At 66.5% G+C, this 21239-nt stretch carries 26 protein-coding genes and 1 pseudogene; 3 read left to right on the plus strand and 24 right to left on the minus strand.

Annotated elements, in window-relative coordinates; all coding sequences use genetic code 11:
- The coding region (locus QT17_RS03660) for an IS1634 family transposase (RefSeq protein ID WP_152607323.1) at positions 1-348 on the plus strand (348 nt) is incomplete at its 5' end.
- A 19-nt stretch (positions 349-367) separates the two neighbouring features.
- Positions 368-1135 (plus strand): annotated as a pseudogene (locus QT17_RS03665) (lytic transglycosylase domain-containing protein); the annotation flags it as partial.
- Here QT17_RS03665 and QT17_RS03670 read toward each other — a convergent pair.
- From QT17_RS03670 to dnaK, 22 genes are all read right to left on the minus strand, one after another.
- Positions 1125-2288: a cation:proton antiporter gene (locus tag QT17_RS03670; RefSeq protein WP_039456492.1), complete on the minus strand. Its 1164-nt coding sequence runs from the start codon at positions 2286-2288 to the stop codon at positions 1125-1127. The pseudogene QT17_RS03665 and the gene QT17_RS03670 overlap by 11 nt on opposite strands.
- A gap of 62 nt (positions 2289-2350) precedes the next feature.
- Complete coding sequence (locus tag QT17_RS03675) at positions 2351-2803, minus strand: HPP family protein (RefSeq protein WP_039456494.1); 453 nt, start codon at positions 2801-2803, stop codon at positions 2351-2353.
- A gap of 10 nt (positions 2804-2813) precedes the next feature.
- Entirely contained in the window at positions 2814-3446 is a 633-nt protein-coding gene (locus tag QT17_RS03680; RefSeq protein WP_039456496.1) for a rhomboid family intramembrane serine protease, read from the minus strand.
- A gap of 2 nt (positions 3447-3448) precedes the next feature.
- Positions 3449-4285 carry an ATP-dependent Clp protease proteolytic subunit gene (locus QT17_RS03685; protein WP_039456498.1) on the minus strand — a complete coding sequence of 279 codons (837 nt, stop codon included), beginning with the start codon at positions 4283-4285 and terminating at the stop codon, positions 3449-3451.
- Between the two features lie 52 nt (positions 4286-4337).
- Positions 4338-5477: a cation:proton antiporter gene (locus QT17_RS03690; RefSeq protein ID WP_039456500.1), complete on the minus strand. Its 1140-nt coding sequence runs from the start codon at positions 5475-5477 to the stop codon at positions 4338-4340.
- Complete coding sequence (locus QT17_RS03695) at positions 5477-5950, minus strand: cation:proton antiporter regulatory subunit (RefSeq protein WP_039456502.1); 474 nt, start codon at positions 5948-5950, stop codon at positions 5477-5479. The genes QT17_RS03690 and QT17_RS03695 overlap by 1 nt, the downstream gene beginning before the upstream one ends.
- Complete coding sequence (locus QT17_RS03700; protein ID WP_039456505.1) at positions 5947-6363, minus strand: phosphate-starvation-inducible PsiE family protein; 417 nt, start codon at positions 6361-6363, stop codon at positions 5947-5949. Before QT17_RS03700 ends, QT17_RS03695 begins: the two co-directional genes overlap by 4 nt.
- Positions 6364-6365: 2 nt before the next feature.
- The gene (locus QT17_RS03705) at positions 6366-6812 is read right to left on the minus strand and encodes a DUF1931 family protein (RefSeq protein ID WP_014516218.1); all 447 of its coding nucleotides are present in this window, start codon (positions 6810-6812) and stop codon (positions 6366-6368) included.
- Between the two features lie 92 nt (positions 6813-6904).
- A complete protein-coding gene (locus tag QT17_RS03710) occupies positions 6905-7315 on the minus strand; it encodes an Hsp20/alpha crystallin family protein (protein WP_039456508.1) in 411 nt (136 codons plus the stop codon).
- Between the two features lie 12 nt (positions 7316-7327).
- Complete coding sequence (gene trxA, locus QT17_RS03715; RefSeq protein ID WP_039456518.1) at positions 7328-7744, minus strand: thioredoxin; 417 nt, start codon at positions 7742-7744, stop codon at positions 7328-7330.
- Positions 7735-7989, minus strand: coding sequence for a glutaredoxin family protein (locus tag QT17_RS03720; RefSeq protein ID WP_008633052.1), 255 nt, complete (start codon positions 7987-7989; stop codon positions 7735-7737). Before QT17_RS03720 ends, trxA begins: the two co-directional genes overlap by 10 nt.
- A gap of 3 nt (positions 7990-7992) precedes the next feature.
- Positions 7993-8667 (minus strand): peroxiredoxin, encoded by a 675-nt coding sequence (locus tag QT17_RS03725; protein ID WP_039456523.1) that lies wholly within the window; start codon positions 8665-8667, stop codon positions 7993-7995.
- A gap of 11 nt (positions 8668-8678) precedes the next feature.
- Positions 8679-9107, minus strand: coding sequence for a bacterioferritin (locus QT17_RS03730; protein WP_014629214.1), 429 nt, complete (start codon positions 9105-9107; stop codon positions 8679-8681).
- 92 nt (positions 9108-9199) lie between these two features.
- Positions 9200-9886 carry a metallophosphoesterase gene (locus QT17_RS03735; protein WP_039456526.1) on the minus strand — a complete coding sequence of 229 codons (687 nt, stop codon included), beginning with the start codon at positions 9884-9886 and terminating at the stop codon, positions 9200-9202.
- Between the two features lie 11 nt (positions 9887-9897).
- Entirely contained in the window at positions 9898-10311 is a 414-nt protein-coding gene (locus QT17_RS03740) for an Hsp20/alpha crystallin family protein (protein WP_039456528.1), read from the minus strand.
- 15 nt (positions 10312-10326) lie between these two features.
- On the minus strand, positions 10327-11511 hold the full coding sequence (locus QT17_RS03745; RefSeq protein ID WP_039456530.1) for a VLRF1 family aeRF1-type release factor: 1185 nt from the start codon (positions 11509-11511) through the stop codon (positions 10327-10329).
- A complete protein-coding gene (locus tag QT17_RS03750; RefSeq protein WP_039456532.1) occupies positions 11508-11897 on the minus strand; it encodes a ferritin family protein in 390 nt (129 codons plus the stop codon). Before QT17_RS03750 ends, QT17_RS03745 begins: the two co-directional genes overlap by 4 nt.
- 12 nt (positions 11898-11909) lie before the next feature.
- Positions 11910-14474 carry an ATP-dependent chaperone ClpB gene (gene clpB, locus QT17_RS03755; protein ID WP_039456535.1) on the minus strand — a complete coding sequence of 855 codons (2565 nt, stop codon included), beginning with the start codon at positions 14472-14474 and terminating at the stop codon, positions 11910-11912.
- A gap of 167 nt (positions 14475-14641) precedes the next feature.
- Positions 14642-14878: a chaperone modulator CbpM gene (locus tag QT17_RS03760; protein ID WP_039456537.1), complete on the minus strand. Its 237-nt coding sequence runs from the start codon at positions 14876-14878 to the stop codon at positions 14642-14644.
- Complete coding sequence (locus tag QT17_RS03765) at positions 14865-15692, minus strand: DnaJ C-terminal domain-containing protein (protein WP_039456538.1); 828 nt, start codon at positions 15690-15692, stop codon at positions 14865-14867. Before QT17_RS03765 ends, QT17_RS03760 begins: the two co-directional genes overlap by 14 nt.
- Before the next feature lie 3 nt (positions 15693-15695).
- Positions 15696-16232, minus strand: a complete 537-nt coding sequence (gene gprE / locus QT17_RS03770) for a nucleotide exchange factor GrpE (RefSeq protein WP_039456540.1) — start codon at positions 16230-16232, stop codon at positions 15696-15698.
- Positions 16233-16290: 58 nt separating this feature from the next.
- A complete protein-coding gene (dnaK, locus tag QT17_RS03775) occupies positions 16291-18135 on the minus strand; it encodes a molecular chaperone DnaK (protein WP_039456543.1) in 1845 nt (614 codons plus the stop codon).
- A gap of 125 nt (positions 18136-18260) precedes the next feature.
- On the opposite strand from dnaK, the gene ftsH reads away from it, so the two are divergent.
- A complete protein-coding gene (ftsH, locus tag QT17_RS03780; RefSeq protein ID WP_039456546.1) occupies positions 18261-20138 on the plus strand; it encodes an ATP-dependent zinc metalloprotease FtsH in 1878 nt (625 codons plus the stop codon).
- A gap of 44 nt (positions 20139-20182) precedes the next feature.
- Here ftsH and QT17_RS03785 read toward each other — a convergent pair whose 3' ends face one another.
- Both QT17_RS03785 and QT17_RS03790 read right to left on the minus strand, forming a co-directional pair.
- Positions 20183-20476 carry an HU family DNA-binding protein gene (locus QT17_RS03785; protein WP_039456547.1) on the minus strand — a complete coding sequence of 98 codons (294 nt, stop codon included), beginning with the start codon at positions 20474-20476 and terminating at the stop codon, positions 20183-20185.
- Between the two features lie 122 nt (positions 20477-20598).
- Positions 20599-21234, minus strand: a complete 636-nt coding sequence (locus QT17_RS03790; RefSeq protein ID WP_039456549.1) for a 1-acyl-sn-glycerol-3-phosphate acyltransferase — start codon at positions 21232-21234, stop codon at positions 20599-20601.
- Positions 21235-21239: the final 5 nt, after the last annotated feature.

Here is a 21239-nt window from a genome sequence, read left to right on the forward strand (position 1 = left end):
GTGGAGCGGGGGTTCCGGTTTCTGAAGGACCCCCTGTTCTTTGCGGAGAGCACCTTCTTGAAGCGGCCCGAGCGGGTGATGGCCCTGGGGATGGTGATGGCCCTGGCCCTTCTGGTGTACGCCCTGGGGGAGTGGGCGCTGAGGCGGAGGCTTTGGGAGGCGGGGTCCAGCCTGCCGGACCAGAAGGGGAGACCCACAGCCAAGCCCACCTTGCGCTGGGTGTTTCAACTCTTTATGTGGGTCCGACTGGTGGAGCTGGGGGGCAGGTGGTTCGTCCTCAACCTGGCTCCCCATCACGAGACCGCGGCGCGCCTCCTGGGGGCCGGGCGATATTACCTGCTGGAGTGAAGGGGGTGCGGAATGTGGGCTTGCGGGAACGCTGGGCGAAATAGGGGCACAGGAGACGGCCTTGGCCCTTCTGCAAGGGGGCTTGGGGCTCCTACTGGGCAAGCGCCCAGGCCCGCCCCCTTCTCCACCCCCTTCGCCCCCCCTGGCGGAGGCCTTGCGGGTGGAGGCCCTCCTTCAGGGGGGCCAGGAGGCCTGGGCCCGGGGGGAGGCGCGCTACCTCCTTTGGCGACGGCCCGAGGCCTGGCCCGGGCTCGTCCCCCTCTTCTACCGCCTGGGGATGTACCGGGAGGGAATCCGCGCCGCCTGGCCCACCGCCTTGGCCTACCCCCGGGCGTACCGGGCCTGGGTGGAGGGCTACGCCCAGGGGGAGGGCCTGGACCCGAACCTTCTTTTCGCCCTCCTCCACGTGGAAAGCCGCTTTGACCCCCGGGCGGTGAGCCCCACGGGGGCCTTGGGCCTGGCCCAGTTTTTAAGGAGCACCTGGGCCGACGTGGCCCGGATGCTTGGGGAACCCCCCGCCGACCCCTTTGACCCGGAAAGCGCCATCCGCTACGCCGCCCGCTACCTGCGCTGGCTTATGGAACGTTGCCAGGCCTTGGGGCTAGAGGGGGTGGAGCGGCTCGCCTGCGCCGTCACCGCCTACAACGGGGGTATCGGCTACACCTCCCGGGGCATCGCCCGGGAGGGAAGCCTTTGGGCTTTCCTCCGCTTCCAGGAACGGGACGAGCCCCGGGAGTACGTGAGCAAGGTCCTTTCCGCCTATGCCGCCTACCAGGCTATTCCTTAGCCTGGCGAAGCCCCCGCTCGGTCCAAGCGATCAGGGGCTTCAGGGCGAAGGGGGCGAAGAGGGTGGTGAAGACCACCATGAAGAGGACGATGGCGTACTCCTCCTCGTTCACCGCCCCCGCCGCCAAGCCCAAGGCGGCCACGATGAGGCCCACCTCCCCCCGGGGGGCCATGCCTACCCCCACGGTGAGGGCGCTCCGCACCCCCTGGGTGAGGGCTCCCAGGAACCCCCCCAGGACCTTGCCCAGGATGGCGATGACCGTGACCACGCTTCCCGCCACCAAAACGGCGGGGGAAAAGAGGGCGGAAAGCTCCAACCGCACCCCCACCATGGCGAAGAAGATGGGGGCGAGGAAGCTTTCCACGGCGAAGATGGGCTCCTCCAGGCGGTACTTCTCCCGAAGCTCGGAAAGGAGCATCCCCCCCAGGAAGGCCCCCACGATGGGGGCCAGGCCAATGGTGGCGGCCAGGGCAGCCATGCCTACCCCGAGGGCCAGGGCGAAGCCCAGGGGGCTTCCCACCGGCAGGCGCTCCAGGGGAAGCCGGACGAAGAGGGTGGAGAGGAGGACGGCTGCCCCCACGAAGAGGATGGAGAGGAGGATGAGTTCCAGGATAGCCCCTGTCTCCACCTGCCCGGTCCGGGCCACCCCGTTCACCACCGCCAGGACGATGAGGCCCAGCACGTCGTCAATCACCGCCGCCCCCAGGATGATGCGGGCGTAGGGGCGGGAAAGGACCCCGAGCTCCTGGAGGACCCGGGCGGTGATGCCCACGCTGGTGGCCACCAAGGCGGTGCCCAGGAAGAGGGAGGGGAGGGTGGCGAAGCCGATTTGGAGCCCGAAAAGGTAGCCCCCCACAAAGGGAAAGGCCACGCCCAAGACGGCCACCAGGAAGGCTTCCTTGCCCACGGCGAGGATATCCCGTAGCCGGGTTTCCAGGCCCACCATGAAGAGGAGGAAGATGGCCCCAAGCTCGGCCAAGAACTCCAGGATCTCCCCCTCGTGCACCAGGCCCAAGAGGGAGGGGCCCACCAATACGCCCGCCAGCACCTCCCCGATGACCACGGGCTGGTTGAGCCGCCGAAAGAGGAAGGCCATGACCTGGGCGGCCAGGAGGAGGTAGAAGACTTCCAGAAGGTGCCCTGCCCCGTGCATCAGCCCCTCCTGAGGAAAAGCTTGAGGAAGTCGCTCCGGGTGAGGATGCCCTGCCCCGTGCATCAGCCCCTCCTGAGGAAAAGCTTGAGGAAGTCGCTCCGGGTGAGGATGCCCACCACCTTGTTCTCCCGGTCCACCACGGGGAGGTGGCGTACCTCGGTGGAGAGGAGGACCTCTAGGGCCTTGCCGGCGGGGTCCTCTGGGTGAACCCGGGGGATGTCCGTGCGCATGACCGCCTTTACCGGGGTTTTTTGGTAGCGGCGGTAGATCTCTTCCAGGAAGCCTTCGTCCACCCACTCCCCAAAGAGCTGCAACGCCTCCACGTCGGAGAAGGGGATGTTTTCGGGCCGGGGTAGGAGTTCCTCCACCTGGAGAAGCCCCAGGAGGTGTCCCTCCCGGTCCACCACCGGTAGGCTCCCGTAGCGCTTTTCTAGGATGCGCCGGGCGGCCTCCTCGAGGGTGGCCTCGGGCCCAATGGTATCCGGGCTTGGGGTCATGAGCTCGGCTACCTTCATGGGTCCGAGTTTACCAGCGCCGCCACCTTCGGGCCAAGCGGGGCGCCAGGAGGATGCCGTAGACGAAGCCTCCCAAATGGGCCCACCACGCCACGCCCGGGAGGCCCAAAAGCCCCTGGAGGAGCTGGAGGAAGGCCCAGTACCCCAGGTAAAACCCGGCGGGGAAGGTGACGAAGAAGGGAAAGAGGAAGAAGACCACGGACACCACGTACGCCCGGGGGAAGAGGACGTAGTAGGCCCCAAGCACGGCGGAAACCGCCCCGCTCGCCCCGATCATGGGCACGGGGGAAAAGGGGGTGAGGACCCCTTGGGCCAAGGCGGCGGCTACCCCGCCCAGCAGGTAAAACAGGAGAAAACGCCCGTGCCCCATGCGGTCTTCCACGTTGTCCCCGAAAACCCAGAGAAACCACATGTTGGACAGGATATGAAAAAGGCTCCCGTGGAGGAACATGCTGGTGAAAAGGCGGTAGCTTTCCCCCACGGGATCGGCGAAGAAGAGGCTGGGGATAAAGCCCAGGGCGTAGGCGCTTTGCTCCAGACCCACGGAAAGTTGCCATAAGAAGACCAGGGCGTTGGCGAGGACCAAGCCCTTGACCATGAGGGCGGGCCGGCGCGGTTGGTTTAGGTCGTAGAGGGGGAACAAGCCTAAGGCCTCCCGGCTTTGGGCTCCTGGCGGTAGGGAAGGGGTACGTACTGCACGCTGGGCTTGCCGCCTTGGGGTTGGGGGTAGAGGTCCATGAGCTCGTAGACCTCCAGGGGCATTTCCGTGGACACGTTGAGCCCCAGGGCCCGGGCCTGGGCCACGTCAATGGGGTAGTCGTGGGTCCAGGTTCCCTGGGAGAGGATCGTGGCCACCTCCTCCGCCTTCTCCTCGGGCATGCGCTTGAGGAGGAGGTTTTTCACCGTGGCCTTCACCTGTTTGAGGGCCTTTTCCGCCACGTCCGCCAGGATCAGGGTCTGGTCGTCTATCTCGGAAAGGGGCTTCTTCTCCAGGACCTTCAGGATGCTCGCCGCCGGGTACTGGCCGAGCTGGGGGTCCACCGGGCCCAAGACGGCGTTTTCGTCCATGACGATCTCGTCCGCGGCCAGGGCGATGAGGGTGCCCCCGGACATGGCGTAGTGGGGGACGAAGACGGTCACCCTGGCCGGGTGGCGCAGAAGGGCCTCGGCGATCTGCTCCGCCGCCAGGACCAGGCCGCCTGGGGTGTGGAGGATGAGGTCAATGGGCACGTTTTTGTCCGTGAGGCGGATGGCCCTTAGGACCTGCTCAGAATCGTCAATGTTGATGAAGCGGCTGATGGGGATGCCGAGGAAGCTCACCGCCTCCTGGCGGTGGATGAGGGTGATGACCCGGCTTCCCCGTTTCCTTTCCAGCTCGGCGATCTTGCGGGCCCTGGCTCCTAAGAGCATCTGCTGTTGGAAGTAAGGGGAGAGGGCGGAGAGGATGAAGAAGAGCCAGAAAAGTTGGAAAAAGATATCCATAAGCTGACCTCCAAGGAAGAGTTTATCAAAATGCCCCTTTGCGGCACAGGTCTTATCCCAGCCTCGAAGGCGCCACCCGCTTGGACTTGGGCGCTTTGGGGTAAAGGCGCTCCCCGATCTCGGGGGCGTAGCGGATGAGGAGGGCCCCCAAGGGGATGGAAAGGAGCACCAAAAGCACCGCCACCTGGGCCACCAAGGGGTAGCCTTGGGCTAAGGCCAGGTTTCCCAGGACCAGGTTGAACTCGCCCCGGGGCACCAGGTAGAGGGCGCTATAAAGCCGCCTCTTCTTCCCAAGCCCCGCCCGCGCCCCGCCCAGGTGGTTGAGGGGTAGCTTGAGGAAAAGCCCTGAGGCCACGAGCCCCACCGCCAAGGGGGTGAGGCCCTTTAGGAGCTTGAGGGCCTGGGCTCCCACCACCAGGAAAAAGAGGGCCACCCCCAGGTCCCGCACCGGGCCGAAGAGGTGCTCTAGCCGCTCCCGGAGGCCAAGCCCCGCGGCGATAACCCCGGACAGGAAGGCCCCCACGCCCTCGGAAGCCCCCACGGCGTGGAAGAGGAGGGCGGTGCCTGTAGTGAAGGCGGCGCCCAGGAGAAGAACGAGCTCGTCGGAAAGCCCTTCCATGAAGCGCACGAGCCTTGGGCCCAGGTAGCGGGCGAAGAGGAGGTAGAAGGCGGCCATGACCACCCCGCCCAGGAAGCCCCCCGCCCCGTGCCCGCCCAGAAGGGCGAGGAGGAGGGCCACCACCAGGTCCTCCAAGACCAAGACGCCCAAGACCACCTCGCTTTCCGGGTTGGCCGCCCGGCGCAGGTCAATGATGAGCTTGACGATGACGGCGCTGGAGCTCACGTAAAGCACCCCCGCCAAGAGGGCGGCGCCCTTTAGGTCAAGCCCGGCGAGAAGCCCAAGGAGAAACCCCAAGGGCAGGGCCAAGGCGTCGTAAAGCCCGGCCCGGGTGGCCTTGCCGGAAAGCTCCCTAAGCCGGTCGGGACCGAACTCCAGCCCCACGGAAAAGAGAAGGAGCAAAAGCCCCAAGGAGGGCAGGGGCTCCAGCTCCTCCACGGGAAGCCTTTCCCCCGCCAAAAGCCCGGTGAGGAGGTAGACGGGAAGGGGAGGGAAGCCGAAGCGGTGGACCAGGGCGGCCCCCAGGGCCAAAATCCCGGCGGCCAGGGCGAAGGCTTCCACCGAGGGGTGCATCAGAGGCTCCTCTTCAAGGCTTCCACCGCCTCCCGGCTTCCCGCCACCACCAGGGTGTCCCCCACCTCCAAGACGACCTCGGGGCCCGGGTTGGGGATTAGGGGGGCTCCGGGCCGATCCACCGCCAGGAGGTGGGCCCCGGGGGGCAAGGGGATCTCCCCCACCTTCCGGCCCGCCAGCTTGGAGCCGGGGAGGACCTTGATCCACTCAATCACCTTGGCTCCCAGCTTGCTCTGCGTGTCCCCCACCGCCTCGGGGTGGAAGAGGACCCCGGCCAGGATGGCACCCAGTTCCCGGGCCTCCTCGTCGGTGAGGTCCAAGGTGGCGGAGGGCTCGTCCTCCTCCCCCGCCTCAAAGTACTGGAGTTCCCGCTTGCCCGAGTGGTGGACCACGATCACGAGCCGGTCCCCGCTTTGTACGGTGATGGTGAACTTGCGCCCCACGCCAGGGAGCACCACCTCTTCCACCTTCATCGCGTCCTCCTCGGGGAAAACTGCACCGCCAGGGTGCGCCCCGCCACCAGGCTCAGGATCCCCAGGGTCCAGAGGAAAAGGTCCAGGCCCGAGAGCTTCTCGGCGAAGAGGAGGAGGAGAAGCTCCCGCAGGGCCAGGGCCACGCCGATTTCCAGGAGGACCTCGAGGCGCACCCGCTCAAACTCAAAGTATTCCACGAAGACCCGGACGAGCTCCAGAACGATGATCAAGCTCAATGCGTTGGTGACGAGCTCTTTAAGGCCCAGGCGCACCGTGGGCTCGCTGAGGGTGAGGCCGAGCTCCAAAAAGGTGCGCCCCACCCCCACGAAAAGCCCCACCAGGAGGGCCACCACCACCAGGTTGAAGACCAGGCGGGTGGCCCCCCGGTAAAGGGCGAGGAGGGCCTCCTGCATGACTAGAGGAGGAGGTTAAAGACCCGCTCCGCCCGCTCGTGGTGGGGGGTTTGCGGGTTCTTGAGAGCGGGGTCCAGCTCCTTCAGGGTGCGGGCGTAGGCCACCACCAAGGCCCCGGCCAGCTCAGGGAGGAGCTGGCGCACGTCCTCCGAGACCTCCAGGTCCAGGGGCGGCAAAGCGGCCAAGGCGTCCAGCACGGGCTTAAGTTCCAAGGTGGTGTCCATCTGGCGGAAGGCCTTCAGGGTTTCCTGGAGACCCTTGGTGATGGGCAGGTCGGGCTCAAAGATGATGTCCCGGCCGTTGTACTTGGCGTTCCGCTCCGCCGCCACCAGAAGGTCATAAAGCTTGTTCCGGAGGAAGTCGGAAAGCCGCTTGAGGTCGTTTTTGTCCACGTCCAGCCCCGCCGCCAGGCGGAAGAGCTTTTCAAACTCCGCTACCTTCATCAACATGGCCATCCCTCCACGTACAAGGGTAGTAGATTGCGCACCATGATGTCAAGTTGATTGATAAAAGAAGGCTCCGCCTGACGGCGGAGCAACCCCTAAGCTTCCTGCACGGGGATCCTCACCGGGGGCTCGGCGGGGCGCTTCTCCCGCGGGATCCTCACCTCCAAAACCCCCTTGCTCAGGTGGGCCGTGATGCCCTCCTTCTTGGCATCCTTGGGCAGGAGGTAGGCGCGGTAGATCTTGCCGTAGACGATTTCCGCCAAGTGCTTGGTGCGCTTTTCCTCCCGCTTTTCCCCCTCAATCACCAGCTGGTCCCCCTCCAGGCGCACCTCCAGGTTCTCAGGGCCGAGGCCCGGCACCTCCACTCTAAGGAGGTAGTGGTCCTCCTGCTCGGAGAGCTCCGAGAGGGGCTCCAGGGTTTCCACCTCTTGGAAGGCCTTTTCCAAGGCTTCTTCAAAGGCCTTGCGCACCCGGTTCCTGCCAAAGGGCCAAAGCTTTTCCAGCATCCTCCACCTCCTTCAGGCCAGATAGGGCCTCAGGCGCTCCTCCAGGACCCGCTTGGGGCTCGCTCCCACCCAGGTGGCCACGGGGTTTCCCCGCTGGAAAAGGACCAGGGTGGGGATGCTCCTCACCCCGTATTGGGCCGCCAGAGAGGGGTTTTGGTCGGTGTTCACCTTCACCACCTTGAGCCTGCCCGCGTACTCCTGGGCCAGGGCCTCGAGGACCGGGGCCACCATGCGGCAGGGACCGCACCAGGGGGCCCAGAAGTCCACCAGCACCAGAGGCGCCCCCGCCACCTCTTGGGCGAACCCCCTTTCGTCCGCCTCCACCACCCAGGGCAGGGGGGCCTTGCAGGCCCCGCACACCGGCACCTGCCCGGGCGGAGGGGTGCCCAGGCGGTTCTTGGCCCCGCACTTGGGGCAGGTCACCACCACAGGTATCCCCTCCGCCAAAGGGCCCGTTCCAGCTCGGCGGGCGTGGGCTCTACCAGAACTTCCCCGCCCACGTAGACCACGGGGTGGGAAAGCCTTCCCCCGGTGAGGAAGCGGAGGGTGGGGTGGACCTCGGGGTGGGTCTCCAGGTCCACGTACCGGTAGGGCACGCCCAGCCGATCCAGCAGGCGCCTCAAAAGCTGGGTCTGGGCACACCAGGAAGTGCCGTAGAGGACCACGGGCTCCATGGTCTACCCCCTTCTTAGGGCGTCCAGGGCTTGGAAGAGCTCTTCAATGGGGGGGATGTGGTGGAGATAGGGGGAAACATGGGCGTAGCGGATAATCCCCTCGGGGTCCACCACGAAGAGGGCCCGCTCGCTAAAGCCGTCCTCCTCCCGCCACACCCGGTAGCGCCGGGCCACCTCTCCCTTGGGGTGGAAATCGGCGAGGAGGGGGAAGGTGAGCCCCCGGGCGAAGGCGAAGGCCCCGTGGCAGTAGATGGAGTCCACGGAGATCCCCAGGAGGACGGCGTTCCGGCGCTCAAACTCCGGAAGCTCGGCCTGGTAAAGGTCCAGCTGCTGGCTGCACCCCGGGCTCCAGTCCAGGGGGTAGAAGACCAGGACCACGGGCCGGCCCCGGAAATCGGAGAGGCGCACGGGGTTGCCCTGGGCATCCGGCAGGGCAAAGTCCGGGGCCCTTTCCCCCACGCTGAGGCCCGGGGCCACGCGGGGGGCCTCCATCTTGGGGGCCCTCTTGTAGAGGTTGCGGAGCCCCTCGAGGCCCTCCCGCTCACCGGGCCTTGCCCCCACTTCCCGCCAGAGCTCCTGGAGCATGGCGTGGAGGAGGGAAAGGGCTTCCTTCTCCGGGCCCTCGGCCAGCTTGGGCTCCAGTTCCAGGAAACGACGGGCAAGCTCCGGGAAGCGCATGGCCTGCCTCCTTATTCCTGCCAGGTTCCCTTCAAAAGTTTCTCCGTTTCTTCCTTGTGCCGCGTTTCCTCGGAGATGATCTCCTGGAGGTCGTTGGCGAGGCCGTAGTCCCCGAAGGCCTCGGCCTGCTTCATCCTTTCCACGTAGCGGGCGATGGTCTCCTTCTCCGCCTGGAGCACCGCTTCCAGCATGGCCCGGGGCGTGGCGGCCTCGGGCACGGGGGCGGGCTGCGTGGTGGGCTTCCCGCCCAGGGCGGCGATCTTGTCCGCCAGGAACTGGGCGTGGCGGAGCTCGTCCTGGATCTCCGCCAGGAAGAACTCCTTGAGCTCGCCCCGGTGGATGCCCGAGACCGTGGCGGCGTAGGTCACGTACTGGATGATGGCCTGGTACTCGTGGGCCAGGTCCTGGTTAAGGCCTTGGATGAGGGTTTCCTTGTCCATGCTCACCTCCCGCAAGCTGGGCTTGCCTTTTCATTATTACCCAAAAGCCTTACAAAGGCCCCGCCCCAGGGAAGCCCGGGGCGGGGCTTCCCCTAGCGAACGTTCCCGGTTTCCAGCTTCCTCGCCTTCAGGTCCAGGAGGCTGTACTCGCCCTCCGAGAGGTCGCCGGGCACCACCACCCAGCTCGCCCCGAGGATCTCGTGCTTCTGGCCCTTACCGGCCACGAGGACGAGAAGGGGGTTGTGGGTCTTGACGAGGTGGGCCACCTCGTGGGAGCCCCGCTCGTTCAGGCCCTTGTGGTAGGGCATGGTGTGGAAGAGGAAAATCTTAGGGTAGTCCTTGAGCTCCCAAAGGGCCTTGAGGTGGTACTCGGCGACCCAGGCGGGGTAGCGAAGCGCCTCGTGCTCCTCGGGCTCGCCCTCGTCGGTGATCTCCCCGCCCACGCCCGCCACCAGGTAGGGCCCCCGCCAGAAAGTGAAGGTTTCGTGGACGTTGCGCATCTGGGGGTGAACGAGCTCCACGTTCGCCGCCTCCCGCAAGTATTCCCAGATGGGGGCGTCCTCAGGGCCAGGGATGTAGGCGGTGGGCAGGTGGGCCTCGGAAAGGATGCGGAAGAAGGCGGCGTAGTCCCGGCTTTTCGCCGTCTTGGGCATGAGGTTACCGATGACGGCGATGGCGTCCGCCCCCGTGTCCGGGGCCACCTTGACGAACTTCTCCAAGGCCTCGAGGTCGCCCATGGGGTTAGAGGTGGCGAGGATGTACCGCACCGTGCGCCGCATACTTCACCTCCTCACTCCACCTGGACCTGGATCTTCTTGGGCCGGGTGGCCTCCGCCTTGGGCACCAGAAGGTGCAAGACCCCGTGGCGGAACCGGGCCTGCACCCGGGAAAGGTCGTAGGTGCTGGGCACGTTGAAGCTCCGGGCGAAGGTGCCGTAGGGGCCTTCCAGGCGGTGGTAGGCCACCCCTTCTTGCTTCTCCAGAGGCCGCTCCGCCTTCACGGAGAGCACCCCTTCCTCGGCCACCACCTCCACCTTCTCGGGCTCCACCCCCGGCAGGTAGACCAGGAGGTGGAGGCCCTCCTCGTCCTCCCACACGTCCACCGGCGGGGCGTAGACCCTAGGCCCCTGCCCTTGGGGCGCAAAGGCCCGCGCCAGCCTTTCCTGAAGCTCCTCCAGTTCCCTGAAAGGATCAAACCGCAACACCTTCCATCACCTCCTTCACCACCTCAAGAGCGCGGCCATCCCGCCACGCTCAAGAAGCCTCTTTTCGGCCTCGCCGCGTACGAACTCCAGCTTGGTGGCGTAGCCCACGGCCAAGGGCGCGAGCACCGCGGCGAGGGGTTTCTTCTCGGGGCTTTCGCAGTAGGCCAAGGCCTGGGCCTCGTCGGCGAAGGCGAAGTCCTGGCAGAGGTAGACCTCCTGCTCCAGGTGCCAGGGCAGGACCCAGACCTCCACCCGGCCCTCCTGGACCCGGGCGAGGACCTCGGGACCGAAGGCGACCCTGGGGTAGGCCTCCTCCAGCCGCTCCAGGAGCCTGACCTCCTCCTGGCGCTCCACCTCTTCCAGGACCGGCTCCAGGCGCTTCAGCACCTCGCCGGGGCTCGCCCCGGGGTGGGGCAGGGAGGGAAGCTCCGCCACCACCCGCTCCCTCAGGCGCTTGGGCAGGTGGCCCAGAAAGAGCTTGGTGTGCTCCTCGGGGCCCATGAGGACGAGGCGGGTGAAGCCCCGGGCCTCGGCGAGCTTCTCCAGCTCGTGGGCGAGTGCCTTATAGAAGCGCTCTTCCCAGGCCTCGAGGCGCTTGGCGAAAAGGTCCTGTCCCGCCCCGCCCCGGGAGATGCCCGCCAGGTTGAAGCGGCGGCCCGGGGCGTCCAAGCTGAGGCGGCGCCAAGCCTCGGTGTCCAGGGCCAGGAAGGCGTCATGGACCTCCCCGATCTCCCCCAGGAAGACCTCAAAGACCCGCCAGCGCTCCTGGTCCACGTAGACCACGCCGTAGCGCTCGTATTCGTCCAGGGCGTAGACCAGGGGGAGGAGGAAGGGGGCGCCGTAGTGGGCCAAGGCCCCGTCGGTGAGGAGGCGGTTTGTCTTTTCGTCCAGGAACTGGGTTTTCACCCCGCTCACCAAGGGAAGCTCCACCTGGAGGAGGAGGACCTCAAAGACGTCGTCCCCGGCGAAGAAGACCGCCGTCTTGGCCTCCAGCACCTGGTTCTTCAGGACCTCCAAGACCTTTTCCGCCAGGGCCTCCGGCACCTTCAGGGCCTTCATGGCGTCCTTGGCCCTTAGGGCGTAGGCCCGGGAGGCGTTTTCCGGCTTGGCCGGGTTCACGTCCAGGTACAAGGAGAGAACAGGACCTTCCGTCTTGCCGATAGTTTCCCGTAGCCGCTTGATCTCTTCCTTGCCGATCATAGATTACCTCCAATAAGCGCCACCGCTTTCCGCACCGCCTCCTGGTTCAGCCTTTCCTCCTGGCCGAGCCGGGTGAAGAGGGCTTCCAGCTCGGGGTCGGGAAAGGTGCTTTCCAGGTAGTAGGCCCGGTCAAACCCCTCTTCGGAGAGGAGGCGGAGCATGGCTTCCCAACCTTCCTCCCCGGCCTTGGGGGCGGGGGGCAGGGAAGCCCCCCGCTTCCTTAGGGCCTCGGCGATGGCCTCGGCGTGGGCCCGCTCCCGGGCAGCCACCTCCTGGAGGAGGGCCCGGACGTGGGGGTAAGGCACCCCTTCCGCCGCCCGCTCCGCCCGCAGGGCGTCCAGGAGCTCGTCTTGGTAGGCCCGCCTGAGCACCTCCAGCACCTCCATGCCCCACCCCCTTTAGGCCTCCACCCGGAGGGCGGTTTGGAACACCAGGCCCTGGGGCGTGGCGTCCGCCACCACCCGGTCCCCTTCCTTCACCTCCCCGGCCAGGATCTTCTTGGCCAAGGGGGTCTCCAGCTCCCGCTGGATCACGCGCTTCAAGGGCCTGGCCCCGAAGACGGGGTCATAGCCCCTTTCCGCCAGGAAGTCCTTGGCGGCCTCGGTGAGCTCCAGGCTGATGCGCTTTTCCGCAAGCCGGGCCCGGAGGTTCCCGAGCTGGATCTCCACGATCTGGCGAATCTGCTCCCGGGAGAGGGGCCGGAAGACCACGATCTCGTCCAAGCGGTTCAGGAACTCGGGGCGGAAGTGCTTCTGCAGGACGGCGAAGACCTCCTCCCGGATCCGTTCGTAGGGCAGGCCTTTCTGGATTCCCTCCAGGATCAGGGGGCTGCCCAGGTTGGAGGTGAGGATGATGACCGTGTTGCGGAAGTCCACGGTGCGCCCGTGGCTGTCCGTGAGGCGGCCGTCGTCCAGGATCTGCAGGAGGATGTTGAAGACGTCGGGGTGGGCCTTTTCAATCTCGTCAAAGAGGATGACGGTGTAGGGGCGGCGCCGCACCGCCTCGGTGAGCTGGCCCCCCTCCTCGTAGCCCACGTAGCCGGGCGGGGCCCCGATGAGGCGGGAGACGGCGTGCTTTTCCATGTACTCGGTCATGTCTATGCGCACCATGGCCTCCTCGGTGTCAAAGAGGGTGGCGGCCAGGGTCTTGGCCAATTCCGTCTTGCCCACCCCGGTGGGCCCTAGGAAGAGGAAGCTCCCAATGGGGCGGTTGGGGTCCTTGAGCCCGGCCCGGGCGCGGCGGATGGCGTCGGCCACGGCCCGGATGGCTTCGTCCTGGCCCACCACCCGCTTGTGGAGCTCCTCCTCCAGGCGCAAAAGCTTTTCCCGCTCCCCTTCCAAAAGGCGGGAGACGGGGATTCCGGTCCAGCGGGAGACGATCTCGGCGATGTCCTCCTCGGTGACCTCCAGGCGTACGAACTTCGCTCCCCGAAGTTTCTCGGAAAGCGCCTCCACCTCGGCCTCGAGGCGGGGCAGCTCCCCGTAGCGCAACTCCGCCGCCCGGTTCAGGTCGTACTGCCGCTCGGCCAGCTCAATCTGCCGCCGCACCTCGTCCAGGCGCTGCTGTGCCTCGCGGAGCTTCTTCAGGATTTCCCGCTCCGCCTCCCACTCCGCCCGGAGCTTCTCTATCTCCTTGGTAAGCTCGGCGATCTCCGCCTCAATGGCCTTAAGCCGCTCTTGGGAGTCCGGGTCCTTTTCCTTCTTGAGGGCCTCCCGTTCTATCTCCAGCTGGAGCTTTTTCCGCTCCAGGGCGTCAATCTCCTCCGGGGCGCTTTCCAAGGCCATGCGGAGCCTCGCCGCCGCCTCGTCAATGAGGTCAATGGCCTTGTCGGGGAGGCGCCTTTCCGGGATGTAGCGGTGGGAGAGGACCGCCGCCGCCACGATGGCGGGGTCGGAGATGCGCACCCCGTGGTGGACCTCGTACTTCTCCTTGATGCCCCGGAGGATGGAGATGGTGTCCTCCACACTGGGCTCGTCCACGTAGACGGGCTGGAAGCGGCGCTCCAGGGCGGGGTCCTTTTCAATCTCCCGGTACTCGTCCAAGGTGGTGGCCCCGATGAGCCTGAGCTCCCCCCGGGCCAGGGCGGGCTTAAGCATGTTCCCGGCGTCCACGGCACCTTCCGCCTTGCCCGCCCCCACCACGGTGTGGAGCTCGTCAATAAAGAGGATGATCTCCCCTTGGGACTGCACCACCTCCTGGATCACCGCCTTCAGGCGCTCCTCAAACTCGCCCCGGTACTTGGCCCCGGCCAGGAGGGAGCCCATCTGCAAGGAGATGATGCGCTTGCCCTTGAGGCCCTCCGGCACATCGCCCTTCACGATGCGCTGGGCCAAGCCCTCCACGATGGCGGTCTTCCCCACCCCGGGCTCGCCGATGAGCACGGGGTTGTTCTTGGTGCGCCGGAGGAGGATCTGGACCACCCGGCGGATCTCCTCGTCCCGGCCGATCACGGGGTCCAGCTTCCCCTCGGCGGCCATCTGGGTCAGGTCAATGCCGTACTGCTCCAAGGCGTTGTAGGTGCTTTCCGCGTGTTCCGTCTGCACGGTTTTCCCTCCTCTTAGCTCTTGCAGGGCTTTCTTCAGGGGTTCTAAGCCCGGAAGCCCGGGGGTGGCCTCGCTCAAGGCCAGGACCAGGGTGTCCAGGGCCACGAAGCGGTCCTTGAGCTCCTCCATCAGGGCCTCGGCCCGGTTAAAGGCCCCGGAGAGGCGGCTCGTGAGGTACTGCCCCCCTTCCGCCCCCTCCACCTTGGGCAGCCGGGCGAGCTCCTTTTCCTGGAGTTCTTTAAGGGCTTTGGGGTCGGCCCCCGCTTTCTCCAGAAGGCGCCAGGGGAGGCCCTTGGGGTCCTTGAGCAGGACCACCCAGAGGTGGGGCAGGTCAATGGCCTGGTGCTTCATCTCCCGTGCCAGGACCTGCGCCTGGGCCAGGGCTTCGCGGGCGGCTTGCGTCCAGCGTTCCAGGTTCATACCCCTTGCCTCCTGCTACCCTAAGCATATCACTTGACATATGCATTGTCAAGTAAGTTGAGAAGTAAAAGCCAAAACCGGAATGGGCCAGCGTCAGGGAAGGGGAGGGGAAGGAACGCCTTGTCTGAAGTCTAGCAGAAAAGGAGGGTAAGGATGTCCCGGGGAGCCTAGCGCCCCTCTAGGATCTCCACCACCAAGGCGGCCCCGATGAGGTTGGCCCCGAGGTCCTTGCGGATGCGCTCCGCCTTGGCCATGCGGCGGAGGTCCTCCCGCCGGAAGTACCAGGTGCCCGCCACCTCCAGGGGCTCCACGAAGCCGATCTCCACGTAGGCACGCACGGCGCTTGCGGAAAGGCCGTACTCCGCCAGGGCCTCCAGGGAAAGCCACTCGCTACGCACGAGCATAGTAGGCCTCCGCTAGCTTCTTCCAAAGGGCTTCCTCCTCGGGGCTTAAGCGCTCGGGGATGGTGAGGCGCACCTCCAGGTACAAATCCCCCCTGCCCGAGGGCCCCGGGAAGCCCTTGCCCCTTAGCCTTAGCTTCCGGCCTGCCTGGGTCCTTGGGGGGATGGTGACCTCCACCGGGCCTTCCAGGGTCCTTGCCCGCACCTTGCCCCCCACCACGGCGATGGGGGCGGGGACGTCCAAGGTGGCGTAGAGGTCGTTCCCCTCCAGGCGGAAGGTGGGGTGGGGGAGGAGGCGCACCTGGAGGAGGAGGTCCCCCGGGGGCTCTCCAGGCCCGCCCATGCCGGGCACCCGGATCACGCTCCCCTCCTGCACCCCGGGGGGGATGCGCACGGAAACCCGGCGGCCCCCCACCTCCAAGACCCTTTCCCCGCCGTGGAAGGCCTCCTCCAGGGTGAGGGGAAGCTCGGCCCGCACGTCCCGGCCTCGCCTGCGGCCCCGGCGGCCGAAGAGCCCGCCGCCGAAGAGCTCTTGGAAGAAATCGGAGAAGTCCTCCACGTCAAAGCCGGAGAAGTCGTAGCCGCCGGGAGGCGGGGGGGGCGGGGGCGTGGCGGTGCCGTAGGTGTCGTAGAGCTTGCGCTTTTCCGGGTCGGAGAGGACGGCGTAGGCCTCGTTGATCTCCTTGAACCTCTCCTCCGCCTCGGGGCTTTTGTTGACGTCGGGGTGGTACTGGCGGGCCAGGCGCTTGTAGGCCCTTTTGATCTCCTCCTGCGTGGCGTTTTTGGGGACGCCCAGGATGGCGTAGTAGTCCTTCATGGTCTACTCCACGCCCTCTTCCTCAGGGCTCTTCTCCTCGCCCACCGCCACCCGGGCCGGGCGCACCAGGGCCTCTCCCAGCCGGAAGCCCCGCTGGAAGACCCGGGCCACCTTGCCGGGCTCCCCGGGCAGGAGGCCGATGGCCTCGTGGTAGCGGGGGTCAAAGGCCTGGCCTTCCCCCGGCACCTCCTCCACCCCAAGCCCGGCCAGGATGCGGAAGAAGCCTTCCCGCACCGCCTTGACCCCTTGGAGGATGCTTTCCGGCCTGGCCTCGGCGAACTCCAAGGCCCGCTCCAGGTCGTCCAGCACCGGGAGCAGGGCCCGCACCGCCTTTAAAACCCCCTCCCGCTCCCGAAGCCTGAGCTCCTCCTCCATGCGCTTGCGGTAGTTGTCAAAGTCGGCGAGGAGGCGCAGGTACTGGTCTTTGAAGCGCTTGAGCTCCTCCTCGGCGGCTTGGAGCTTCTCCTCCAGGGCCAAGGCCTCCTTCTCCACCGCCTGGAGGTCGCGCTCCAAGGTGTTCTCGTTCCGTTCCTTCTCCATCCTGCCTCCTGGGGTGCCGGGCCCCGCCCCCAGGGGCGGGGCCCCTTACGGCTTGGTCTTAGTCGGCCGGCTTGTACTCGGCGTCAATCACGTCGTCGGGCCCCTTGCCGCTCGCCGTGGCCCCCTTCTCGTAGGCCTCCACCGCCCGCAAGAGCTCCTCCGTGGCCGCCTTGAGCTCGGGGTCTGGGGCATCCCGTTCCACCAGCTCCTTGGCCTTTTGGATGGCGGCCTCGAGGCGGGCCTTGGCCTCGGGGGTGCCTTGCTTCTCTGAGAGGACTCTTTCCGCTTGGATGCGGGCGGAGTCCAGGGTGTTCTTGAGCTCGGCGTGCTCCTTGCGGCGCCGGTCCTCCTCGGCGTGGCGCTTCGCCTCCTCAATCATCCTTTGGATCTCCTCCTCGGAGAGGGTGGTGGTGTTCTGGATGGTGATGGAGGCCTCCTTGCCCGTGGACTTCTCCCGGGCGGTCACGTGGAGGATGCCGTTGGCGTCTATGTCAAAGCAGACCTCAATCTGAGGCACCCCAGCGGGCATGGGGGGGATGCCCTCGAGGCGGAAGCGGCCCAGGCTCTTGTTGTCGGCGGCCATGGGGCGCTCGCCCTGGAGGACGTGGATCTCCACCGCCGTTTGGTTGTGCTCGGCGGTGGTGAAGATCTCGCACTTGCGGGTGGGGATGGTGGTGTTCCGGGGGATGAGGACGGTCATCACCCCGCCCTTGGTCTCCACGCCCAGGGAGAGGGGGGTGACGTCCAGGAGGACCACGTCCCGCACCTCGCCCATGAGGACCCCGGCCTGGATGGCGGCCCCCATGGCCACCACCTCGTCGGGGTTCACGGAGCGGTTGGGCTCCTTGCCCAAAAGCTCCTTCACCACCCGCTGCACCGCGGGCACCCGGGTGGCGCCACCCACCAGGATCACCTCGTCAATCTGGCTGGGGGAAAGGCCGGCGTCCTTCAGGGCCTGCTCCACCGGGCCCCGCAGGCGCTTCAGGAGGGGCTCAATGAGCTCCTCAAACTTGGCCCGGGTGAGCTTCTTCTCCAGGTGCAAGGGGGTTTTGCTGGCGGGGTCCAGGGCGATGAAGGGGAGGCTGATGGTGGTCTCCGTCATGCTGGAGAGCTCAATCTTGGCCTTCTCCGCCGCCTCAATGAGGCGCTGCAGGGCCTGGCGGTCCGCCCGGAGGTCCACCCCGTACTCCCGCTTGAACTCCTCCGCCACCCAGTTGACGATGGCGTGGTCCATGTCGCTGCCGCCCAGGTGGGTATCCCCGGAGGTGGCCTTCACCTCAAAGACGCCTTCCCCGATCTCCAGGATGGTGACGTCAAAGGTGCCGCCCCCCAGGTCAAAGACCAAGACGGTTTCGTTCCCCTTCTTGTCCAGGCCGTAGGCCAAAGCGGCGGCGGTGGGCTCGTTGATGATGCGCAAGACCTCCAGGCCCGCGATGCGCCCGGCGTTGGCCGTGGCCTCCCGCTGGGCGTTGTTGAAGTAGGCGGGCACGGTGATCACCGCCTTGGTGATCTTCTCCCCGAGCTTCTTGGAGGCGTCCTCCACCAGCTTGCGGAGGATCATGGCGCTGATCTCCTCGGGGGTGTAGAGCTTGCCCTTCACCTCCACCCGCACGCCGCCGTCGGGCCCCGGGACCACCTTGTAGGGGACCCGCTTGGCCTCCTCCTGCACTTCCTCCCAGCGGCGGCCGATGAAGCGCTTGATCTCAAAGATCGTCCCTTCCGGGTTCAAAACCGCCTGGCGCTTGGCCATGCGGCCCACCAGGGTCTCCCCGTCCCGGAAGGCCACCACGCTGGGGGTGACCCGCTCCCCCTCCGCGTTTTCCAGCACCACGGGCTTGCCGCCTTCCATCACGGCGATCACGCTGTTGGTGGTGCCCAGGTCAATGCCTACTGCCTTAGCCATACTTCACCTCTCAACCCTAAGCATAAAGGGCCCCATATGGATTAGTCAAGAGACTTGAGCAAGATAATATCATGGTGCCGCGGGCTACCCTGAAGCCCGGCCTTGCGTGTACCCTAGGAGAAGACATGTCCCGGCTTCCGTTGAACTTCTTGGTTTTCGTTCTGGGCCTTCTCCTTTTGGCCTGGGCCTTTAGCCTGGCGGGTACGGTGGGAAGTGGCGGGGGAGCGGTGAACTACACCACCTTCCTCGAGGACCTGCAGGCGGGCCGGGTCAAGGAGGTGGTGGTGCGGGCCGGGGACACCCGCATCCAGGGCACCTTGGTGGACGGCTCCTCCTTCACCACCTACGCCGCCAGCCCCCCCGACAACGCCACCCTTGAGTCCTGGACCCGGCGGGGGGTGAGCGTGCGGGTGGAGCCTCCCCAGGGGCAAAGCCCCTTGGGCTTCCTCTGGCCCCTTCTGCTGGTGGGCCTTCTCATCGGGGCGCTTTTCTACTTTTCCCGCACGGGGAGGGCCGGGCCTTCCGACTCCGCCTTTAGCTTCACCAAAAGCCGGGCTAAGGTCCTCACCGAGGCCCCCAAGGTGACGTTCAAGGACGTGGCGGGGGCGGAGGAGGCCAAGGAAGAGCTCAAGGAGATCGTGGAGTTCTTGAAAAACCCCGCCCGCTTCCACGAGATGGGGGCCCGCATCCCCAAGGGGGTGCTCCTGGTGGGCCCTCCCGGGGTGGGGAAGACCCACATCGCCCGGGCGGTGGCGGGGGAGGCCAAGGTGCCCTTCATCACCGCCTCGGGGTCCGACTTCGTGGAGATGTTCGTGGGGGTGGGGGCGGCCCGGGTGCGGGACCTCTTTGAAACCGCCAAGCGCCATGCCCCCTGCATCGTCTTCATTGACGAGATTGACGCCGTGGGCCGGAGGCGGGGAGCCGGGGTCGGGGGCGGGAACGACGAGCGGGAGCAGACCCTGAACCAACTCCTGGTGGAGATGGACGGCTTTGAGAAGGACTCCACCATCATCGTCATGGCGGCCACCAACCGCCCCGACGTCCTAGACCCCGCCCTGTTGCGCCCGGGCCGCTTTGACCGCCAGGTGGCCATTGACGCCCCGGACGTGAAGGGAAGGGAGCAGATCCTGCGCATCCACGCCCGGGGCAAGCCCTTGGCGGAGGACGTGGACCTGGCCCTTTTGGCCAAGCGCACCCCCGGCTTCGTGGGGGCGGACCTGGAGAACCTCTTAAACGAGGCCGCCTTGCTCGCCGCCCGGGAGGGGCGGAAGAAGATCACCATGAAGGACCTGGAGGAGGCGGCGGACCGGGTGATGATGGGCCCGGCCAAGAAGAGCCTGGTCCTCACGCCCCGGGACCGGCAGATCACCGCCTACCACGAGGCGGGGCACGCCTTGGCTGCCCACTTCCTGGAGCACGCCGACGGGGTGCACAAGGTGACCATCGTTCCCCGGGGGCGGGCTTTGGGCTTCATGATGCCCCGGCGCGAGGACATGCTCCACTGGTCCAGGAAGCGGCTTCTGGACCAGATCGCCGTGGCCCTGGCGGGGCGGGCAGCGGAGGAGCTGGTGTTTGAGGACGTCACCACGGGGGCGGAGAACGATTTCCGTCAGGCCACGGAGCTGGCTCGGCGCATGATCACGGAATGGGGCATGCACCCCGAGTTCGGCCCTGTGGCCTACGCCGTGCGGGAGGACACCTACCTCGGGGGGTACGACGTGCGCCAGTACTCCGAGGAAACCGCCAAGCGCATTGACGAGGCGGTGCGGCGCCTCATTGAGGAGCAGTACGCCCGGGTGAAGCGGCTTTTGGCGGAGAAGCGCGAGGTCTTGGAGCGGGTGGCGGAAACTCTTTTGGAACGGGAAACCTTGACGGCGGAGGAGTTCCAAAAGGTGGTGGAGGGCCTGCCCCTGGAGGAGGAGAAGCCCCGGGAACCGGAGGAAAAGGAGGCCCCCAGGGTGGTGCCCAAGATCAAGCCGGGTGGGGCCTTGGGCGGGGCCTAAAGGATAAACCCAGGGGGCCTCTGCCCCCTGGGGGAAGGGAATACCTACTTCTTGACCTTCTCCTTGAGGGCCTTCCCCGGCTTGAAGGCGGGGTACTGGGTGGCGGGGATCTTGATCTTCTCCTTCGTGCCGGGCTTCACGCCGGTGCGGGCCTTCCGCTTGCGCACCTCAAAGGTGCCGAAGCCGGTGAGCTGCACCTTGTTGCCGGCGGAGAGGGCCTCTTCCACCTTGGCCAAAAAGGCATCCACCGCCGCCTTCACGTCCTTCTTCTTGAGGCCCGTGGCGGAGGCCACCTGGTCCACCAGATCCGCTTTGGTCACCGTTTTCTTTGCTGCCATTCTTCACCTCCTTCCTCTTTTCCCTTCCGCAGGGACTATATCACGCGTCAAAGCTTGGGTGCAATAGCCTGACCTATTTCTACCGCTATATATAGCAATATGTGATAACGGAAGCATTGGCTCTAGCGGTACTCGGGGGGGAGAAGTTCCCGTACCCTGGCCTCTATTTCCCGGGTGAGGTTTTCAAGCTCCTGACGGGAGATCCGCTCCGCCCTTGGAACGAGGATGGGCTTGCCGTAGACCACCCGGATGGGGCGGCGCAGGCGGAAGAGCTTGCGGCCCACGGGCCAAGCCTTGTCCGTGCCGATGACCGCCACGGGCACCACGGGGCTTCCCGTGCGCAGGGCGATGGCCGCCACCCCGGTCTTGAAGGGCTGGAGCTTGCCGGTGCGGCTTCGGGTGCCCTCGGGGAAGATGCCGAAGGCCATGCCCCTTTCCAGGGCGCGGAGGGCGCTTTTGATGGCGGAGAGGTCGCTTTGCCCCCGTTCCACGGGGATGGCGTAGAGCCGGGGGAGGAGCCAGGCGAGCAGGGGGAGCCGGAAGACGTCGGCCCGGGCCAGGAAGCTCACGGGGCGCCGCACCCCGGCCCCGATGGCGATGGGGTCCAGGATGGAGAGGTGGTTGGCGGCCAGGATCACCGGGCCTTCCTGGGGCACGTTTTCCGCGCCCTCCACCCGGTAGCCGAAGAGAGCGTGCAGGAGGAAACGGGCAAGGTACCAGGCGGCCCGGTAGACGGGGTTGGGCTTTGCGGCTTCCACGGGGT

The organism is Thermus sp. 2.9 (assembly GCF_000794385.1).
Taxonomy (GTDB): domain Bacteria; phylum Deinococcota; class Deinococci; order Deinococcales; family Thermaceae; genus Thermus; species Thermus thalpophilus.

Bases quoted from the DNA above. Each gene is read 5' to 3' on its own strand.
- QT17_RS03670 (WP_039456492.1), bottom strand. From the start codon at position 2,288: ATGCACGGGGCAGGGCACCTTCTGGAAGTCTTCTACCTCCTCCTGGCC.
- QT17_RS03675 (WP_039456494.1), bottom strand. From the start codon at position 2,803: ATGAAGGTAGCCGAGCTCATGACCCCAAGCCCGGATACCATTGGGCCC.
- QT17_RS03685 (WP_039456498.1), bottom strand. From the start codon at position 4,285: ATGGATATCTTTTTCCAACTTTTCTGGCTCTTCTTCATCCTCTCCGCC.
- QT17_RS03690 (WP_039456500.1), bottom strand. From the start codon at position 5,477: ATGCACCCCTCGGTGGAAGCCTTCGCCCTGGCCGCCGGGATTTTGGCC.
- QT17_RS03695 (WP_039456502.1), bottom strand. From the start codon at position 5,950: ATGAAGGTGGAAGAGGTGGTGCTCCCTGGCGTGGGGCGCAAGTTCACC.
- QT17_RS03700 (WP_039456505.1), bottom strand. From the start codon at position 6,363: ATGCAGGAGGCCCTCCTCGCCCTTTACCGGGGGGCCACCCGCCTGGTC.
- QT17_RS03705 (WP_014516218.1), bottom strand. From the start codon at position 6,812: ATGTTGATGAAGGTAGCGGAGTTTGAAAAGCTCTTCCGCCTGGCGGCG.
- QT17_RS03710 (WP_039456508.1), bottom strand. From the start codon at position 7,315: ATGCTGGAAAAGCTTTGGCCCTTTGGCAGGAACCGGGTGCGCAAGGCC.
- QT17_RS03720 (WP_008633052.1), bottom strand. From the start codon at position 7,989: ATGGAGCCCGTGGTCCTCTACGGCACTTCCTGGTGTGCCCAGACCCAG.
- QT17_RS03725 (WP_039456523.1), bottom strand. From the start codon at position 8,667: ATGCGCTTCCCGGAGCTTGCCCGTCGTTTCCTGGAACTGGAGCCCAAG.
- QT17_RS03730 (WP_014629214.1), bottom strand. From the start codon at position 9,107: ATGGACAAGGAAACCCTCATCCAAGGCCTTAACCAGGACCTGGCCCAC.
- QT17_RS03735 (WP_039456526.1), bottom strand. From the start codon at position 9,886: ATGCGGCGCACGGTGCGGTACATCCTCGCCACCTCTAACCCCATGGGC.
- QT17_RS03745 (WP_039456530.1), bottom strand. From the start codon at position 11,511: ATGATCGGCAAGGAAGAGATCAAGCGGCTACGGGAAACTATCGGCAAG.
- QT17_RS03750 (WP_039456532.1), bottom strand. From the start codon at position 11,897: ATGGAGGTGCTGGAGGTGCTCAGGCGGGCCTACCAAGACGAGCTCCTG.
- clpB (WP_039456535.1), bottom strand. From the start codon at position 14,474: ATGAACCTGGAACGCTGGACGCAAGCCGCCCGCGAAGCCCTGGCCCAG.
- QT17_RS03760 (WP_039456537.1), bottom strand. From the start codon at position 14,878: ATGCTCGTGCGTAGCGAGTGGCTTTCCCTGGAGGCCCTGGCGGAGTAC.
- QT17_RS03765 (WP_039456538.1), bottom strand. From the start codon at position 15,692: ATGAAGGACTACTACGCCATCCTGGGCGTCCCCAAAAACGCCACGCAG.
- gprE (WP_039456540.1), bottom strand. From the start codon at position 16,232: ATGGAGAAGGAACGGAACGAGAACACCTTGGAGCGCGACCTCCAGGCG.
- dnaK (WP_039456543.1), bottom strand. From the start codon at position 18,135: ATGGCTAAGGCAGTAGGCATTGACCTGGGCACCACCAACAGCGTGATC.
- ftsH (WP_039456546.1), top strand. From the start codon at position 18,261: ATGTCCCGGCTTCCGTTGAACTTCTTGGTTTTCGTTCTGGGCCTTCTC.
- QT17_RS03785 (WP_039456547.1), bottom strand. From the start codon at position 20,476: ATGGCAGCAAAGAAAACGGTGACCAAAGCGGATCTGGTGGACCAGGTG.